16 protein-coding genes are annotated in these 15870 nt (G+C 61.6%); 6 read left to right on the top strand and 10 right to left on the bottom strand.

Features of this window, described 5'->3' with window-relative positions; genetic code table 11:
- Positions 1 to 3: 3 nt before the first annotated feature.
- The 3 genes from RR_RS03630 to RR_RS03620 all read right to left on the bottom strand — a co-directional run bounded on the left by RR_RS03630 (position 4) and on the right by RR_RS03620 (position 3988).
- Positions 4 to 675: an AIM24 family protein gene (locus RR_RS03630; protein WP_011222704.1), complete on the bottom strand. Its 672-nt coding sequence runs from the start codon at positions 673 to 675 to the stop codon at positions 4 to 6.
- 141 nt (positions 676 to 816) lie between these two features.
- Complete coding sequence (ppk1, locus tag RR_RS03625) at positions 817 to 3273, bottom strand: polyphosphate kinase 1 (protein WP_011222703.1); 2457 nt, start codon at positions 3271 to 3273, stop codon at positions 817 to 819.
- Positions 3274 to 3277: 4 nt separating this feature from the next.
- On the bottom strand, positions 3278 to 3988 hold the full coding sequence (locus RR_RS03620) for a metallophosphoesterase family protein (RefSeq protein WP_011222702.1): 711 nt from the start codon (positions 3986 to 3988) through the stop codon (positions 3278 to 3280).
- A 192-nt stretch (positions 3989 to 4180) separates the two neighbouring features.
- Here RR_RS03620 and RR_RS03615 point away from each other — a divergent pair, with 192 nt between their 5' ends.
- Entirely contained in the window at positions 4181 to 4819 is a 639-nt protein-coding gene (locus tag RR_RS03615) for a DUF3267 domain-containing protein (protein ID WP_011222701.1), read from the top strand.
- 114 nt (positions 4820 to 4933) lie between these two features.
- Here the strand turns inward: RR_RS03615 and RR_RS03610 are convergent, their stop codons facing one another.
- Both RR_RS03610 and RR_RS03605 read right to left on the bottom strand, forming a co-directional pair.
- Entirely contained in the window at positions 4934 to 5179 is a 246-nt protein-coding gene (locus tag RR_RS03610; RefSeq protein WP_011222700.1) for a hypothetical protein, read from the bottom strand.
- A gap of 107 nt (positions 5180 to 5286) precedes the next feature.
- Positions 5287 to 6132 (bottom strand): DUF726 domain-containing protein, encoded by an 846-nt coding sequence (locus RR_RS03605; RefSeq protein WP_011222699.1) that lies wholly within the window; start codon positions 6130 to 6132, stop codon positions 5287 to 5289.
- 134 nt (positions 6133 to 6266) lie between these two features.
- On the opposite strand from RR_RS03605, the gene RR_RS03600 reads away from it, so the two are divergent.
- Positions 6267 to 6869 carry a class I SAM-dependent methyltransferase gene (locus RR_RS03600; protein WP_049938589.1) on the top strand — a complete coding sequence of 201 codons (603 nt, stop codon included), beginning with the start codon at positions 6267 to 6269 and terminating at the stop codon, positions 6867 to 6869.
- Positions 6870 to 6911: 42 nt separating this feature from the next.
- On the opposite strand, the gene RR_RS03595 is transcribed toward RR_RS03600, so the two are convergent.
- The 5 genes from RR_RS03595 to RR_RS03575 all read right to left on the bottom strand — a co-directional run bounded on the left by RR_RS03595 (position 6912) and on the right by RR_RS03575 (position 11455).
- Positions 6912 to 7835 carry an LLM class oxidoreductase gene (locus RR_RS03595; protein ID WP_011222697.1) on the bottom strand — a complete coding sequence of 308 codons (924 nt, stop codon included), beginning with the start codon at positions 7833 to 7835 and terminating at the stop codon, positions 6912 to 6914.
- Positions 7836 to 7884: 49 nt separating this feature from the next.
- On the bottom strand, positions 7885 to 8631 hold the full coding sequence (locus RR_RS03590; protein ID WP_011222696.1) for an NAD(P)-binding oxidoreductase: 747 nt from the start codon (positions 8629 to 8631) through the stop codon (positions 7885 to 7887).
- Between the two features lie 114 nt (positions 8632 to 8745).
- On the bottom strand, positions 8746 to 9741 hold the full coding sequence (locus tag RR_RS03585; RefSeq protein ID WP_011222695.1) for a DMT family transporter: 996 nt from the start codon (positions 9739 to 9741) through the stop codon (positions 8746 to 8748).
- A gap of 145 nt (positions 9742 to 9886) precedes the next feature.
- Complete coding sequence (locus tag RR_RS03580; protein ID WP_004965389.1) at positions 9887 to 10678, bottom strand: aldo/keto reductase; 792 nt, start codon at positions 10676 to 10678, stop codon at positions 9887 to 9889.
- 156 nt (positions 10679 to 10834) lie between these two features.
- Complete coding sequence (locus tag RR_RS03575) at positions 10835 to 11455, bottom strand: hypothetical protein (protein ID WP_232508516.1); 621 nt, start codon at positions 11453 to 11455, stop codon at positions 10835 to 10837.
- A gap of 246 nt (positions 11456 to 11701) precedes the next feature.
- Between RR_RS03575 and RR_RS03570 the strand changes: the two genes are divergently transcribed.
- The 4 genes from RR_RS03570 to RR_RS03555 all read left to right on the top strand — a co-directional run bounded on the left by RR_RS03570 (position 11702) and on the right by RR_RS03555 (position 15728).
- The gene (locus RR_RS03570; protein ID WP_232508515.1) at positions 11702 to 12229 is read left to right on the top strand and encodes a class I SAM-dependent methyltransferase; all 528 of its coding nucleotides are present in this window, start codon (positions 11702 to 11704) and stop codon (positions 12227 to 12229) included.
- A gap of 83 nt (positions 12230 to 12312) precedes the next feature.
- Complete coding sequence (locus tag RR_RS03565) at positions 12313 to 13137, top strand: M48 family metallopeptidase (protein WP_011222692.1); 825 nt, start codon at positions 12313 to 12315, stop codon at positions 13135 to 13137.
- A 115-nt stretch (positions 13138 to 13252) separates the two neighbouring features.
- Positions 13253 to 14257 carry an alcohol dehydrogenase gene (locus RR_RS03560; RefSeq protein ID WP_049938584.1) on the top strand — a complete coding sequence of 335 codons (1005 nt, stop codon included), beginning with the start codon at positions 13253 to 13255 and terminating at the stop codon, positions 14255 to 14257.
- A gap of 124 nt (positions 14258 to 14381) precedes the next feature.
- A complete protein-coding gene (locus RR_RS03555; protein WP_011222690.1) occupies positions 14382 to 15728 on the top strand; it encodes a metallophosphoesterase in 1347 nt (448 codons plus the stop codon).
- Positions 15729 to 15870: the final 142 nt, after the last annotated feature.

The following is a 15870-nucleotide window of genomic DNA, read 5'->3' as shown; positions in this document are numbered from 1 at the left end:
CGATTAGCTCTGGCTCTGCGTGACAGACCCTTCCTCGTTTTGCTGGATGACGACAAAGCCCTCGTCACCGGTAAACTCCATCTGGATCGATTCCCCAGAGGTCTGGCCGATTTCGAAGGTCTTGTTCATCTCGATAGACGGCGAGAGGTTCGAACTCCACGCAACGGTCGCGTCCGGGTCGGTGAACACCGGCGGCGTCATCACCAGCGGGTCGCCGTGTGTCGTCAGCGCGACTTCGCCGGGGCCGGTGAGGTAGACGTTCGTCAGGCCGCCGGCAGCCATGCCAGAGAGACTGCCGACAGTGTTGATTTCGTAGTCGATAGTTGATTCGAACGCGAGCACGTCAGTGCCGTTGACCGATATCGATTCTCCGTCATCGAGGGCCAGCACCTGTACCTTCTTGCCGTTCTCGGCCACGTAGAGGTGGCCGCTCCCTTCGGCCTCCATGACTGGCGTCCCTTCGCCGCTCACGGCCTCCTTGACGAAGCCCGTGATACCGCCTTCCACCGAGGATTTGCCAGTGAACGTGACCTCGCCGGTGTACGCGACCATCGACCCGGCTTTGACCATCACAGTCCCATCGAGTGGGATGTCAAGTAGCCTGTTGTTCTCTTTCTGGAACCCATCGCCACCGTCTGCGGGGGCGTTGGAGCGGACGAATTCCTGTAAGTCCATAGTTACATCGGGACACTCGATAGGCCATGCTCATAGGCCTCGTGAAGGATTAAAACACATTTTGTGTGAAGCGGTCCCATATTGATGGGGCAACGCAGTTACTGAGCCGAAAAGAAACTGAGAAATAGTATAGCCGAATAGCTATTCCGTATCGCTATACAGTCGTTCGAGGAGATCAGTGACGCCAGCTTTGGTTTTGAGGTAGCGCCGCTCTCCATCGGGTGTTCGAACAGCGTAGTTGTACACGACGCTGTCCGGGACGTACCACCGGTCGCCGTACGTCGAAAGTACCTCGTCGGTCTCCCCACCATCTGTGACTTCAGTTGGGTTACCCTCAGCGGTATCTGCCGCCGCCTGCCGGGTGCTCTCGCCTGCGATACAGAGATCACCGGCTATCGGATAGTCACCGGGGATACCTGTAATGAGGTTCTCAGAGCGACCGGCTTTTAGCGCTTCTCGCATCAGGATGTCCTGTGCGCTGATCACGCGCTCGCCGTCGTCCGGATACCGCTGGTGGTACTCGCCGTCGCTGTCCATCTCCCAGAGCTTGCGGTTGTCCGAGAGGAGGAGGTCGAGGGTGAAACGGAGTTGGCGCTGGATTTTGGGGCTTGTCACGGGTGTGACTGCTTCGACCCGGTAATCGAGGTTGCGAGTCATCCAGTCGGCGCTACCGATGTAGTACTCGGGGTCGCCCCAGTCGTCTTCGGTAGCGGGGTCGCCCCGTGCGCCGTTCTCGAAGTAGAAGATACGGGAATGCTCTAGAAAGCGGCCGACGAGCGAGTACACCGAGATGTTTTCGCTGATGTCTTCCAGTCCGGGTCGGAGGCGACAGATATCGCGGACGATGAGGTCGATGTCGACGCCTGCCATCGATGCGCGGTACAGTTCGGCGACGATACCGGGGTCTTCGAGTCCGTTGATTTTTGCGACAATGCGGGCAGGCCGACCGGCCTGTGCGTGCTGTGCTTCCCGACGGATGCACCGGGTGAACTCCTTGCGCATGGTCACCGGTGCGATGAGGAGTTCGCGGAACTCCTCGTCCAGCGACGGCCCGGTGAAGAAATTGAACACCTTGGTCAGGTCGCGGCCGATGTCACGGTCGGCGGTCAACAGTCCGAGGTCGACGTATCCCTTCGCCGTCTCGGAGTGATAGTTCCCCGTGCCGATGTGGGAGTACAGTTCGACGCCGTCGTCTTCCTCCCGAACGACTAGCGCCGTCTTCGTATGGGTCTTCAGCCCCACCGTTCCGTAGGCGACGTGGATACCGTTTTCCTCCAGTTTCCGAACCCATTCGAGATTGTTCTGCTCGTCGAAGCGGGCCTTCAGTTCGACCATCACCGCCACCTGTTTCCCGTTTTCCGCGGCTGTTATCAGCGACTGGATAATCTGTGAGTCGCTTGCAGTCCGGTAGATAGCCGCTTTCACCGCCAGAACGTCCGGGTCTTCGGCTGCTGCTGAGAGAAACCGCTGGACGGTGTCCGTGAAGTCGTGGTACGGGTGATGCAGCAAGATGTCTCCGTCCTGAATGCGCCGGAAGACACTCGGGTCCGTCGTATCCGGCCTCCCGAACGACTGCTGTCGGTGACCGTTGAGACGGGGGTGTGGCTGTGGCGTCCACTCGTCCAGCGAGAGGTCCGGTCGGTCAAGGTCGGTCAACTCCGCGAAATCCCGGTAATCCAGCGGACCCGGGAGGTCGTATATCTCGCGCTCGTCGAGACCGAGCTGTGTCGCGAGCGTCGAGCGAATACGGGAGTCGGCGTCGGGAGAGAGTTCCATTCTGACTACCGACGCGAATCGCCGCTGTTCGAGGACGTCTTCGACCATGTCAATGAGGTCCTCGGCAATCTCCTGATTACGTCGGACCTCCGCGTTGCGGGTCAGTCGGAACAGGGCCGTGTCGACGATTTCGACGTTCGGTAACAGTAGATCAAGGTTCGCACGGATGACCTCCTCAAGCAGTACGTATCGAGTATCGTCCCCGAGTTGGACCAACCGCGGCCTGTTCGGCGGAATCTTGATTCGGGTGAACGTCGGGTCCTCGGCGTTCGGATGCCGGGTGAGAACAGCGAGCGAGAGCGACCGATTAGAAATAAACGGGAACGGATGTGCCGGGTCGAACGAAAGCGGTGTCAGGGTCGGCAACACAGACTCCTCAAAGTAGGTTCGCAGTTCAGACTGTTCCGCGGCAGCAGCGTCGTCGTAGTCGAGAATCTCGATACCTTCCGCAGCAAGCGCGGGACGAATCGCGTCGCGGTAACAGCGGGCCTGCGTCGCTAGCATCGGCCGCAGGGTCCCGTGGACCGCCGCCAACTGCTCCTCGGGCGTTCGACCGTCTGGGGCCGTCTCGGTCACGTCGGCTTCTATCTGCTGTTTGAGGCCGCCGATGCGTTTCATCGTGAATTCGTCGAGATTGCGAGTGACGATAGCGAGGAACCGGACCCGTTCCAACAGCGGATTCCGTTCGTCCAGCGCCTCGTGGAGCACGCGCCGCTGGAACGCGAGCGCACTCAATTCACGGTTGAGATACAGCGACGAGTCGGTCAGGTCGACATCCGCTGGCTCGTACGCGGGGATGGCGGGTTCTGAATCGTGGTCCATCGGGTTACGTTGATGTCGGCGGGGCACGCTCCGGGTCGACGATGCTATCGGACGACCGGGCTTCGTGGGTCGTCTCCGGGTCCACCGTGACGAACTCCTGCGTCGAGCACTGGTACGCCGTCAACTGCCCGCCGTAAACGCACCCGGTGTCTAGACCAACCGCAGTAGGTGTCTCGAATGGCTCGGAAAGCACCGTGTGACCGAAGAAGATGCGAGGGTCAGCACGGCGTGTTTCGAACCAGTACGGGCGGTCGTAGCTTCCGTCCGGAACAAGTGAGCGCATGTTCAGCAGTTCAGTCAGTTCGTGCTCCGCGATTGACTTGCGGTGGTCGACGCCACCGTGGACGACCAGCGAATCGTCCCACGAGATTGCCACCGGGAGCGACGCCATCCACGAGAGGTCGTCGTCGGTCAACGACGGAATCGATTTGCGGCCGTCGATGAGTTTCTGCTCGTTGTTGCCACGGACGGTGAGGAAGTTCGGCGTATGCCGGACCATGTCGACGACACCATCGCTGTCCGGACCTTTTCGGACGAGGTCACCAACGAAGACCACGAGTTCGTCCGGGGTGGGGTCTAACCGGCTCAGGAGGCGTTCGAGGGTCGGACGACATCCGTGGACGTCGCCGACAACGTAGATTTCTTCCCATCTGTGACCGCGGATTCGCTGGTGTGGTGCGCCGAGGTCCGGATGAAACGTCGGTGGTGAAGCCATCTATGTAAGGTCGTTTGTGAAACATCGGTGAATCTGGTATAGGTGCTTTATATGAGTTCTATATAGCTGTATGAGAGCGAATATATGCTCGCCACCTGCTGTCGAACCAACCGGCAGTGACTGGTTGCTTCTCAGTTACAACCGGGCGGAAGTGACATCCTGATTTTTCAGTCCTCCGGCTGAATCACGGGTATGCCGACAAGCGATTACACTCCCGCCGACACGTTGCGCCCTGCAACGCCGGCGGGCTATCAGTCACCCCGGCCGCTTCGATACCCGCCGCTGGTGATACTCGGTCTCGTGAGTGTGCTGGTACCGGTCGCTGCGGTGGTGTTCGGCGGCATACTCTGGTACGCCCAGGGAACCGCGCTCGACGCCGTTTTTTCGGTCGACGAAACCGCCACAGGCATCACGTTCACGCTCGCGTCTGGGCTGGTCGCGGTCACATGCATCGGCACGATTGTCGCAGCTACTGTGCTCCATGAACTAGTTCACGGGCTCGCCTATCGATGGTTCGACTACGATGTTTCCTACGGCGTGGCCCCACAGCTCGGCGCGTTTTATGTGGCAGCGTTTCATCAGTTTCAGGAGCGGACTCACAATATTATCGTCGGCATCGCGCCGCTCGTTGTACTCGACGCGTTGCTTCTCCCCGTGTTGTTCGTTCCACTCCCGCTTCTCGCGTTCGCAGCCTTCCTCGCCCTGCTGTTCAATACAGCGGGAGCGGCCGGCGACCTCTACTCAGTTGCAACGCTACTCAGAACGCCCGCGGGGTCACTCACGTATGACAGCGATATCCGCCATTCGTATATTTTCTGTCCTGAAGCGTAACCACGGTTTATTTCGAACAGCAACGCTGTGACAGCGCACTCAAACGCTCGTCATTGGTGGACACTTCCCCCGAAACGCCAGTCCAACAGGCTCAGCGAGTTCGATGATTGTAAGTCACCCCTCGACGGCATCTCTGGTGTGTTCGGCGTCCAGCCCGAACAGCAGTCCGGCGAGAAACAGTAGTTCGTTACCCTGGTAGTACTGTTCGACCACGAAGTTTACCAGACCGATATCCGGCGTGGTGACACCCAACAGCACCAGAACGAGCGCAAGAACGGCAGCAAGTCCAGCGACCCACCGGACAACGATGCCTGAGAGCAGCCCCACCACGAAAACGACAACAGCAGTAAAGAGGCTCATGTTCCACTCCGGCGCGTAGCAGCCGTTGGTCTGACAGCAGTTCCCATAGTTGAGATAACACTTCCGCCGTATATAGTTCTATTAGCAGCAGTGAAGGCAGAGCCACATCACTCGATTTCAGCAACGACACGCGCCAGACAGCCCTCACCCGGTTCGAAGTACGAGTAGTGGTCGGCAACGAGGTCAGTGACATTCACGTCTTGGTAGCCGTCGGGAAGCGGCCCAGCGTCACGCGTTCCAGCGTGGCCGACGGCGTGTGTCCGGTCCGACGCCCGGTACACCCACGAGAGGACCTTGTCGTTCTGGCTGTAGAAGTTCGACACCGGAGCGTCAACAGCCTCGATAGCGTCGCCGTAACGGCCACCTTGCACCACGCTATCGTAGGGAATAGCGCCGCCGAGCAGTGACACCGAAGCAAGCACGTCTGTCGCCCCTTGCTCGGCAAGCACGCGAAGTGTCTCACCGGTCACCCGCGCGCCAAGCGAATGGGCGAGCACGTGGACGGGTCGCCCGTCGGTTTCGGCCCACTCCATTAGCCACTGGGCGAGGAGAGTACGGTTCGCCACTGCGTTGTCCTTGGCCTGCTCCCATTCGACGTCGGAATCCCAACTGTATGCGACAACCGGTGCGGATGTGTACTCTCCGAGCGCTAGCTGCGCTGTGTAGGCATTATCTCGCGCCGTCTCAGCGTCGGTACTGAATCCGTGGACGAACAGGAACACCTCCGACGCGTCGTCGAACGACCACGCGCCCTCGGTCTCAGCGGCCGGTTCCTCGGCTGAGTCGAGAAGTCCGCGCGTAGTGACGACTGGCTGTGAGTTCGGCGCAGTATACTCGCCGGAGTCGCCCTGCAGCGACCAGTACACGTAGGCACCGCCACCCCCAAGCAGACCGAGTCCGCTTCCGAGACCGAGAAGCAGTCGCCGTCTGGTCACACCGGTTTGACTGTCCATAGCTGGTAGCCTGTGGATAGGTCACAGGTGTGCAGATAAGTCAGTTGAGATTGTCGCGCCCGGAAACGGAACACAACGCAAGCGCTGTGGCACAGCCCACAGGCTTCATGTCTTGGCGGGTGGTTACCGGAGCCATGACGACCTGGGACGAGCGATACCGAACGGGGACGTACCCGCAACGTCCGGACCCACATCCAGTGTTAGAACGATACCTGCCGACCTTTCCACCGGGTCGAGCGCTTGACATCGCAACTGGGACCGGGCGCAACGCACTGCCGGTCGCAGCGGCCGGGTACCGCGTCGATGCGGTCGACCAGTCGCGTGCGGGGCTTCAGATTGCCCGTGAAAACGCACGCGCGGCAGGCGTCGAAGGCGATATCGAGTGGCTACAGGCAGATCTCGAATCGTTCGCGTACCCGGCGTCGACGTACGATGTCATTACGATTAGCTTCTATCGGCCCGTCGACCGCCTCCCCGATATCATTGAGGCGCTGGCCGACGGCGGCTGTCTGTTCATTCAGCACCACCTCCGGACGACCGACGACGTGGACGGCGGCCCCTCGGGAGACCGATACCGGTTCGCCTCGAACGAACTGCTCAGGGCGGGACTCGGGCTGACCGTGCTACACTACGACGAGCGAACCACGACGACGGACGGGACGACCGCCGCCACCGCTCAATTGGTCGCCAGAAAGACACAGGGCGGTCGACAGTCGTATCCAGATATCTCAGAGTGACCGCGCCGCGAGATCAACATAGACGGCCATCGACGGCTGGAGTCACAGTTCCTCGATGACTTCGCTGGCGAACGTCGTCATCGCCGCCGCTGGCTCCGCAGCACGAAGCCCAACTATAACATGGTCAAGGCCGTAGTCTTCGAGCCGTCGGAAATACTCTCGGAACCACTCGACGCCGGCCCGATAGCCAAGGTGAAGCGGTTCGGGCTCGGCCGTCGGGTCATCGGCGAACTCGACCTGCAGGGCAATCGTGAACGGCTTCTGTGGCGCGTGACCGCGCCACGTGTCGAGATACGACTCAAGCGTCGATTCGGGAAGGTGGTAGAATATCCAGCCGTCGCCGTTCTCGGCGATCCACTCCGTCGATTGTCTGGCGTTCCCGGTCGGAAACAGCGGGAGCGTATCTGTCGTCGGCTTCGGGAGAACATCCAGTTCACCGTCAATCTGGCCCCAGGAACCCTCAAGCGTCGGGTACTCCTCTCGCCAGAGCGCGCGGAGTGCATCGACGCTTTCACGCACCAGTTGGCCCCGGTTCTCGGGGTCAACACCGAACGCCGGATACTCCGGGTCGCGGTCGCCCGAGGCAACGCCAAGCACGAGACGGCCGTCGGAGAGCCGGTCGACAGACGCGGCCGACTTTGCCACGTGGAGCGGGTGGCGCAGCGGGAGAACAATGCTCGATGTGCCGAGCGCCACTGACTCGGTGTGGGCGGCGACGTGGGACAGCAGCGACCACGGGTCGAAGGCCCCGCCGGCGTCCCCGAACCGCGGCCAGTACGTCGGCACGTCTCGCGCCCAGAGCGCGTCGAACCCGACTGCTTCGGCGTGGCTTGCCAGCCGGAGTTCTGCGTCGATATCCGGCGTCGACTCCGTTTCGTCTGTGAGCGGAAATCCGAGCCCAAACGAGAGCCCGTCCTGCTCGTACAGTCGCCGATACCCGGCGTTCACGTGGTCCACAGCAGTCATCAGGGACCTTTCACGCTGGAGCCGTATTTGCACACGGGTGGCTTGCCCGCTACGGGCCGCCGTCTGTGGTATCGACCGTCACGGTTCCCGCGTGCCCGCTTTGCGGGAGCTGCCAATCGATATGTAGCGCGCGGTCCGGGAACGACGGCTTCGCAACGACTTCCAGCGTCCGGTCTTCCGCCGCCGGTGTGACAGGCGCAGCAATCATCAGTCGGGCTACGTCGGCCCGCGAAACGCTTCCCCAGAGCTTCGCGCCGGGTTCGGCAACGGAGACGGTGTCAGTTCGGGGCCCGTTCGTGAGGACGCCAGGACGGAGAATTGTGTGTCGAACCGGCGCCTCACGGATTGCGGCCTCGGCCGTTGCTTTGGCGCGCTGTATCGGCTGGATGGCAACATCGAAGGCCGCCGCGAGCGGACTGGCCGGTTCGTCGCCGACGCCGATGGCGGATTCCATGACGAACGCCTCCACGCCGGCGTCGACAGCCGCATCGAGTAGATTGGTCGTTCCCGCACCGTCGACGTACTCATTTTGTGACCAGACATCCGTGATGTCCGACCCGACGGCGCTCAGGACGACATCGACATCCGACAGCGAATCGGTCAGCGCAATCGGATTCAGCAAGTCGTCGACGACAACCTCGTCAGCGCCGGCCGCCTGCAGGTCGTCTGTTTTTGCCGAGGTGCTGGTCAATGCCCGGACCGTCGGCACACGCGAACTGAGCAGTCGGAGCGTCGCTCGCCCAGTCCCACCGCTGGCTCCGGCGACGAACACAGTTTCCACGTCAGAAGGGTCCATACCGTAGCTAGGAGCTGCCGGTACATGATTGGCTTGGCCTGTGTCACCGGCAGGAAACCACTGAGACGGTCACAGAACGTAACGCGTCCGCCGCGGTTGTAGTTACCGAGGCGTTCAGTCGTCACACGGCGGCGTCTGCTTCGGCGACGTGTCTTCGAACCGGCGGTAGAGCCGGCGAAGCTCCATCCGGATCGTCACGCGCTCGATGAGGGCAAAGCCCGCAACGACGACGAGGAAGCCGACAAGCGTCCACAGTGACACCGACGAGCCGAGCAGGACCCAGCCCATGAGCGCGGCGAATATCGGCACGACATAGGCGACCAGGTTCGCACGAACCGGGCCGATGCGATTGATGAGGCCGAAGTAGATGGCGTAGGCGACTGCCGTCGAGGGAATGCCCACAGCCACGATGCTCGCAATCGTCTCCGGGCCGATGCCGATGACGGCCGTGGGTGGCTCCCCGACCAGCAGGCTTGCGACGTGGAGGAGCACCGCGCCGACGGCCATCGCCCACGCAGTCAGCGGAGTACTGTCCATCTGCGGACCGACACGCTGGAGCAGCACGCTTCCCAGCGCAACGGCCGCGGCCGCCCCGAGGACGAGCAGTTGCCCGATAGCGCTCGCGTCGGTGAACGTCGACGGCGACGGCTGTACGATGAGGATAACGCCGCTCAGCGCGACACCGATACCGAGCGCGCCGAGCCACGAGAGTCGGTCGCCCAGCAGCCACCAGGCGAAGACGGGGGCGAGTATCGGGTTCAGACCGTACATCACGGACGCCGCTGCAGGCGTTGTCGCGCCCTGGCCAAGGAACAACAGGCCGTTGTTGAGCGCGATCAGGAACAGCGCCGCCATCCCGATACCCACGAAGTCGCCGCGAGTCCGGGGTAGCCACGTCGACCGGGGCCGGGTAAAGACGATGTAGCCAAGCAACGTCACCGCCGCCAAGTCGAACCGGAGGCCAGCAAACAGCACCGGTGGCAGCTCACGAAGCCCGGTTTTGATTGCGACGAACGAGCCACCAAACAACACGGCGAGCAGGACAAACAGTGCGCTGTCGCGGTAGCGAGCCGGGATTGAGGGACGCTCAGTGACCGCGGACCGCAGCATAGGCCAGGTCAGTTGGACCACCCGTCAGAACAAAAATATCTCATTACCAATTCAAGGGGTCGAAATGTGAAGAGGGCTGTGGGAGACGTGGTGTCACGGACCGACAGCCGATTAGCAAACTCGACCGAGAAACTCCGACGCCGACTTAGTCCCACGCGGCCGGCCCGAAATCCGGGTCGACACGTCGGTCGACAGTATCGATATTGTCGATACGGTCGATGTCGGCGTCCGTCAGCGACAGGTCAAGGCTCGCCAGATTGTCCGTAATGTGGGCTTCACTCGTAGCCTTCGGAATCGCCGTCACACCCTTCTCACGGAGCCACGCGAGGCTGACCTGCGCTTCGCTGGCGTCGTGGTCGTCGGCGATGGCTTCGATGACATCGTGACCGAACACTTCACCGCGGGCCAGCGGCGAGTACGCGACCAGTTCGTAGTCCTGTTCGGCCGCGTGCTCACGGAGTTCCGACTGCTGGAGGAACGGGTGCGTCTCGACCTGATTTGCGAACACCGGAGCATCGAGCACGTCCATCGCCGTTTCGACGTGGTGCGGTTCGAAGTTCGAGACGCCGACGTTGTCGATAAGGCCGCGGTCGACGAGTTCGTCGAACGCAGGTAGCGTCTCTTCAGGCTCATACTCGCCCGCCGCCCAGTGAACGTACAGCAGGTCCACCGAATCGACGCCGAGTTTGTCGAGGCTCTCCTCGGTCGTCTCGATCACGTCGTCGTGCGAGAGATTCGATATCCAGACCTTCGTCGCCAGGAAAATATCGTCGCGGTCCACGTCAGCGGCAGCGATACCGTCGCCGACTGCGCTTTCGTTGTCGTATGCCTGTGCGGTGTCAATATGTCGGTAGCCGGCCTCCAGCGCCGTCCGAACGCTCTCGGCACACTGTTCTGCGTCTTCATTCTGCCAGGTACCGAGGCCGAGCATCGGCATACCGCTCGCTCGTGGACCTCCATCTGTCGGGGACTGTTGCTGAGTCATTATTGAGTACTGATGCTTGCGCCATTAAGCCGTTTGGAAGGCGGCGGGTAGCACCGACTATCGGACGGTCTGCAAATAAGCCGGCTCTCGCAGGGAACACGGGGACGGTCAGAAGCCGTACGACCCGAAAATCCAGAGCGCGACCACAGGCGCCACAGCGAGGAGCAAGCCGAGAACGCCCGTGCCGAGAACGGTCTCCCAACCAAGGTCCCAGAGCGATTTCCCGTACCGCCACAGTTGAACCGTAACGTAGACACCAGCGGTGACCACGCCCCCGAGCAGCAGAAACGGCGGAACCCCGAGTGACGGAAACGACGGGAAACCGACCGCCGGAAACGGCTCCGACCCACTCGAAGCTGCGAAATCAAGGCCGATGCCGACAGCGCCGACAGCGGTGGCCGCGACGACATACGAGATGCCCGCGACCACGTGTCGGAGGACTCCGGCCAGCGCAAGGGACTCTGCGTCGGTCGGCAGGACCGCCGGCGACGCATAGCTCCCGACGCCAGTGTAGAGGAACGGGACCGTTAGAACACCGACGGCGGCAGCGTACGGAAGGACCGACGAGATTGCGACGATGAGAACCGCCACGGTCAGGGCGTATGTGCGTCCGGTCGCGTCTCCGAGAACCAGCAGCGGCACGAACAACACGGCAGCGCCGACCACCGTAAACAGACAGATCGGGACAGAGTAGGGCCGGAACCGTCGGAGAAAGCGGGAAACAGGCATGCCAGTGCCGTTTCGGACCCAGGCGCATAGCTTTTCGGCTCTATAGCGAGCGGGGAGTCGGCATGCTTTTACTTTCCGTTGTAGTATCATTTCAAAAGAATATCACTATCGTGGGCAAAGCGCGCTATCACCGAGTCCTGTCCGGACCGTCTCTACCCGCTGATTGCCGGACTCTATCAGACCGCGTTCCCGCCCGACACGACAGAAGGAGCCGCAGCATCGGCCATTCTGGACCGTGAGGAAGGCGTGCCGGCGTCGCTCCCGGCGGCAGCGCTCGAACACGTGCAAGTTCTCCCCCAACGGACGGATCTCCTCGAACACCTGCCGACCAGCGGGACCGCCGCCGAGTTCGGTACTGGAGACGGTTCTTTCACCGAATCAATCAGCAGGGTCACGCGGCCGGAAACGCTCTATCTGGTCGACCAGTGGGACAACGACGAAGAGCGGCAGGCTGTTAAGCAACGATTCAGCGGTCATCAGGGCACTGTACATCTGCGGGACGCTGAGCCGATTACCGTGCTCCGTGAGACCGACACTGACTCGCTCGACTGGGTGTACATCAACAGTTCCCACGAATACGAGGCCACGCTGGCCGAACTCAGAGAGAGCCAGCGAGCAGTCGCAGATGACGGGTACATTACGGGCGACGACTACAAAATCGTGAACGGCGTCATCCCTGCCGTCCACCAGTTCTGTTCAGAGACCGACTGGCGGCTGGCGTCTCTCACGCTTGAAACCCATGGGCGACGGAGTTACGCGCTCCACAAGCCGTAAGCGCTGTATCCGCAGCGAAATCCAGTGACGCAAGCGGCGCTATCAGCCAGACGGTTTATGTGGCCGGACGGATTTGACCCTGTATGACAGATTTCGGATTACAGGTGCGGATGCTTGTCGTCGGTGCGGTTCTGTTCGCGTTCTACGTTTTCGCCGGAACGGCACTGTCGGTGCTGTTAGGCCTGCCGCTTGTCCCGGTGCTCCTCGTCGGCATCCTCGTCGTGCCGGCGATCCAGTACAAGCTCGGGAAGTGGCTGGCACTCCGTGGCGCGGAGGAGATGCCGGACGACCAGCGGTTCGGCTACGTCCACCAGATGGTCCGGCGGCTCTGCAGAGATATGAGTATCGAGGAGCCGCGACTGATGGTGATGGACATGGGCGTGCCCAACGCCTTCGCCGTCGGCCGGAAAGGTGCGGGTGTCGTCGTCGTGTCGAGCGAACTGATGCAACTGCTGGACGATGACGAACTGGAGGGCGTCATCGCGCACGAACTGGCACACATCAAGAACCGGGACGTCATCACAATGGTCGTCGGGCAGTCCATCGGAATGCTCGTCGGCTACGTCGCTTACTTCGCAGTGCTGTTCGGCGGCGAGCGAAACATCGGTTCCTGGATCATGGCGATGATCGCCTCCTCGCTCGCGAACGCGCTGGTCATGGTGTTCGTGCTGGCGATTTCGAGGTATCGGGAATACGTCGCCGACGCGGACGCGCGCCGCGCCATCGGCACCGGCGAGCCGCTGGCCCGTGCGCTCGAAAAAATCTCTCGCGGTGCGGAGGGGCGGGAATCAGCCGTCGACGACAGCATGAACGCCCTCTGTATTTTCAACGCCGACAAGGGGCTGTTCGAGAAGCTGTTTTCGACCCACCCGCCGACGGAGAAGCGAATCCAGCGGCTCCGGTCCTGAACGAGGAGCTGCCTCGGCGCGGTCTGGTCGGACATCCCAACAAACGCCCCGTACAGCTCTCTGCTAACTGGCCGCTTATCAGCGTCGAGCCGAAAGTAGCGATATGTCTGATACAATGCAAGCGGCAGTCGTACCCGAGCCAGGGGATGACTTCGAGGTCGTCGAACGAGACGTACCCGAGCCGGACCCCGGCGAGGTACGGGTCTCGGTCGACGCCTGTGGCATCTGTCACAGCGACGTGTTCGCCAAAGAAGGGACCAACCCGGTCGTCTCCTATCCGCGGGTTCCCGGCCACGAGGTGGCGGGCCACGTAGACGCCGTCGGCGACGCTGTCGACGCCTGGGACGTGGGCGACAGAGTCGGCGTCGGCTGGCACGGCGGCCACTGTTCGACGTGTGACCAGTGTCGGCAGGGGAACTTCCTCCAGTGTGAGAACGGTGAAATCACTGGGCTGAGCTACGACGGCGGGTACGCGGAGTACATGACCGCACCGTCGGAGGCGCTCGCAAAGATTCCGGAATCACTTGATGCGGCGGCCGCGGCACCGCTCCTCTGTGCGGGCGTGACGACGTTCAACGCGCTGCGGAACAGCGATGCGAACGTCGGCGACCTCGTCGCCGTGCAGGGTGTCGGCGGCCTCGGTCACCTCGGTATCCAGTATGCACACGCGGCTGGCTTCGAGACGGCCGCGATCTCCCGAACGCCCGAAAAAGAATCGCTGGCGAAAGAGCTTGGAGCCGACCACTTCATTAACGCGGCGGAGACAGACGCCGGGCAGCGACTGCAGGAGCTTGGTGGGGCCGATGTGGTGCTGGCGACGGCACCGTCGAGTGACGCCATCAGTTCCATCGTCAGCGGCATCGGTGTCGACGGCTCCGTCGTGGTTGTGGGCGTCCCCGGCGAACCGGTAGCGGTGAGCGGACAGCAACTCGTCCAGACCCGGGGCGCTGTCGAGGGCTGGGCCTCCGGACACGCACGCGACTCACAGGACACGCTTGAGTTCAGTTCGCTTCGCGACATCGCACCGGAAATAGAGACCTACCCGCTCGAAGAGGTGAATGAGGCCTACGGCCGGATGATCGACAACGAAGCACGATTCCGGGCCGTGCTTGAACTGTAATCGGGCAGGTCGCGACACCGGCGGGAACACGTATTCCAGCGACACACCCAGCCGAAGCGACGACCTTCCGCCGTGATATCCCGGAGAGCAACGCCTTTGTCTGTGGGTCAAGAACCCGTATTCAATGGACGGCACCGCCGACGACCGCGTCTATTACGTCATCAGCGACCTCCACATCGGCGGCGACGAACAGCTAGAGGACGTGGAGTTTCTGGACGAACTGCTTGATTTTTTATCGCGGCTAGAGACCACCGACGAGGACGTCGAGCTACTCATTAACGGCGACGCGTTCGGGCTGTGGGAGTTCACCGGGATGTCGGGACTGGAGAAGTTCGATGTCCTCGAAGCGACCTATCCGTCGCTGTTCGAGCAGTTGCAAAAGACCGGCGAGAACATCGAAATAACCCTGATCCCAGGGAATCACGACCACGAACTCGCGGCCTATGACGAGTACGCGGAGCGGTTCGCGGCGTACAACGTCAATCTCGTCCAGTCGAAGTCAATTACCCGTCCGGTCGGGGACCAGGCCATCCACTTCGAACACGGCAATCAGCAGGACCCCAACAACCGCATCGAAGACTGGGGCGACACCAACGTGACGCCGCTTGGCTACTACTACAACACGCTGGTGACGAGTCGGGCCGGCCAGCTCTCGGACCGGGGTCGGTACAACTGGCTCAAGGACGTGCAGGCGGTGACGCCAACGGAACGAGTCCCGGTGTGGATGCTCTCGAAGTACTTCTACCGGGAAATGAACCCGCTGTTGCGGTACGCACTCGTCCCGTTCCTGCTGTTGTTCAACGTTAGTGCTATCCTGGCGATTCTGGCGGCGTTGAACCTGCTCGGAGTCTGGTCGGCACCGGTCGAAACGACAACGTCGTTTCTGGGCCAGTTCGGCACCGTCGGGACCGCCATCTGGGTGCTGCTCGTGGTGAATGCGTCGCTGGCCGGGCTCCTGTTGCTCGTGGGCATCCCGCTGTATCTCCTTCGACGGGATATCAAGAAGACCATCAATCGCTTTGGCGTTTTCGAGACAGACCTCACAGTCGACACTCAGACGACGTACAAGGAAGCCGCCCGCGAAGTGTTCGACGAAAAGGAAGACGTGGTTGTCTTCTGCTACGGCCACACGCACCGACCGAGCGTGCAGTCAGTCGACGGTGGGTTAGTCGTCAACAGCGGGACCTGGCTCAAACGGCTCCACCGTCGGGACGGTGTCATCGGGCTGCTTCCCCCGGTGTTTTACCCCTCGTACCAGCTCTGTGCGGTCCGTATCACGGCCGAAGCGGGGCAGGTAATCGTCGACTACGAGGAAGTACAAAAGCCCAGCCCCAGTCCTGAGGAGCTAACACTCACTGAGCGCCTGCTGACGCTCGGTCGGAAACCTGACATCGAACTACCAGAGCGTGCGGTCGTGGAAACCGAGCAGTCGGTGTCTGCACCGGAGCCGGCTGAGCAAGAATTAGACTGATACAACGGAGCGTGGTCGCTGGCGGAGGGAGACTAATGAAGAGGCTTTTTGACACCCCATTGTTGGTGTATCCACTGAGAGGGTACATTCATGCCTTCGTGTGTGATTGATGTCTATCAAGCGTCAGACGGAGGGAAAGTGT

This window comes from Haloarcula marismortui ATCC 43049, assembly GCF_000011085.1.
Lineage (GTDB): Archaea > Halobacteriota > Halobacteria > Halobacteriales > Haloarculaceae > Haloarcula > Haloarcula marismortui.
This window is presented reverse-complemented; position numbering and strand designations above follow the sequence as displayed.

What these genes read in the sequence shown, in the direction of transcription:
- RR_RS03630 (WP_011222704.1), bottom strand. Translation starts at nt 675, where the DNA reads ATGGACTTACAGGAATTCGTCCGCTCCAACGCCCCCGCAGACGGTGGC.
- ppk1 (WP_011222703.1), bottom strand. Translation starts at nt 3,273, where the DNA reads ATGGACCACGATTCAGAACCCGCCATCCCCGCGTACGAGCCAGCGGAT.
- RR_RS03620 (WP_011222702.1), bottom strand. Translation starts at nt 3,988, where the DNA reads ATGGCTTCACCACCGACGTTTCATCCGGACCTCGGCGCACCACACCAG.
- RR_RS03615 (WP_011222701.1), top strand. Translation starts at nt 4,181, where the DNA reads ATGCCGACAAGCGATTACACTCCCGCCGACACGTTGCGCCCTGCAACG.
- RR_RS03610 (WP_011222700.1), bottom strand. Translation starts at nt 5,179, where the DNA reads ATGAGCCTCTTTACTGCTGTTGTCGTTTTCGTGGTGGGGCTGCTCTCA.
- RR_RS03605 (WP_011222699.1), bottom strand. Translation starts at nt 6,132, where the DNA reads ATGGACAGTCAAACCGGTGTGACCAGACGGCGACTGCTTCTCGGTCTC.
- RR_RS03600 (WP_049938589.1), top strand. Translation starts at nt 6,267, where the DNA reads ATGACGACCTGGGACGAGCGATACCGAACGGGGACGTACCCGCAACGT.
- RR_RS03595 (WP_011222697.1), bottom strand. Translation starts at nt 7,835, where the DNA reads ATGACTGCTGTGGACCACGTGAACGCCGGGTATCGGCGACTGTACGAG.
- RR_RS03590 (WP_011222696.1), bottom strand. Translation starts at nt 8,631, where the DNA reads ATGGACCCTTCTGACGTGGAAACTGTGTTCGTCGCCGGAGCCAGCGGT.
- RR_RS03585 (WP_011222695.1), bottom strand. Translation starts at nt 9,741, where the DNA reads ATGCTGCGGTCCGCGGTCACTGAGCGTCCCTCAATCCCGGCTCGCTAC.
- RR_RS03580 (WP_004965389.1), bottom strand. Translation starts at nt 10,678, where the DNA reads ATGCCGATGCTCGGCCTCGGTACCTGGCAGAATGAAGACGCAGAACAG.
- RR_RS03575 (WP_232508516.1), bottom strand. Translation starts at nt 11,455, where the DNA reads ATGCCTGTTTCCCGCTTTCTCCGACGGTTCCGGCCCTACTCTGTCCCG.
- RR_RS03565 (WP_011222692.1), top strand. Translation starts at nt 12,313, where the DNA reads ATGACAGATTTCGGATTACAGGTGCGGATGCTTGTCGTCGGTGCGGTT.
- RR_RS03560 (WP_049938584.1), top strand. Translation starts at nt 13,253, where the DNA reads ATGCAAGCGGCAGTCGTACCCGAGCCAGGGGATGACTTCGAGGTCGTC.
- RR_RS03555 (WP_011222690.1), top strand. Translation starts at nt 14,382, where the DNA reads ATGGACGGCACCGCCGACGACCGCGTCTATTACGTCATCAGCGACCTC.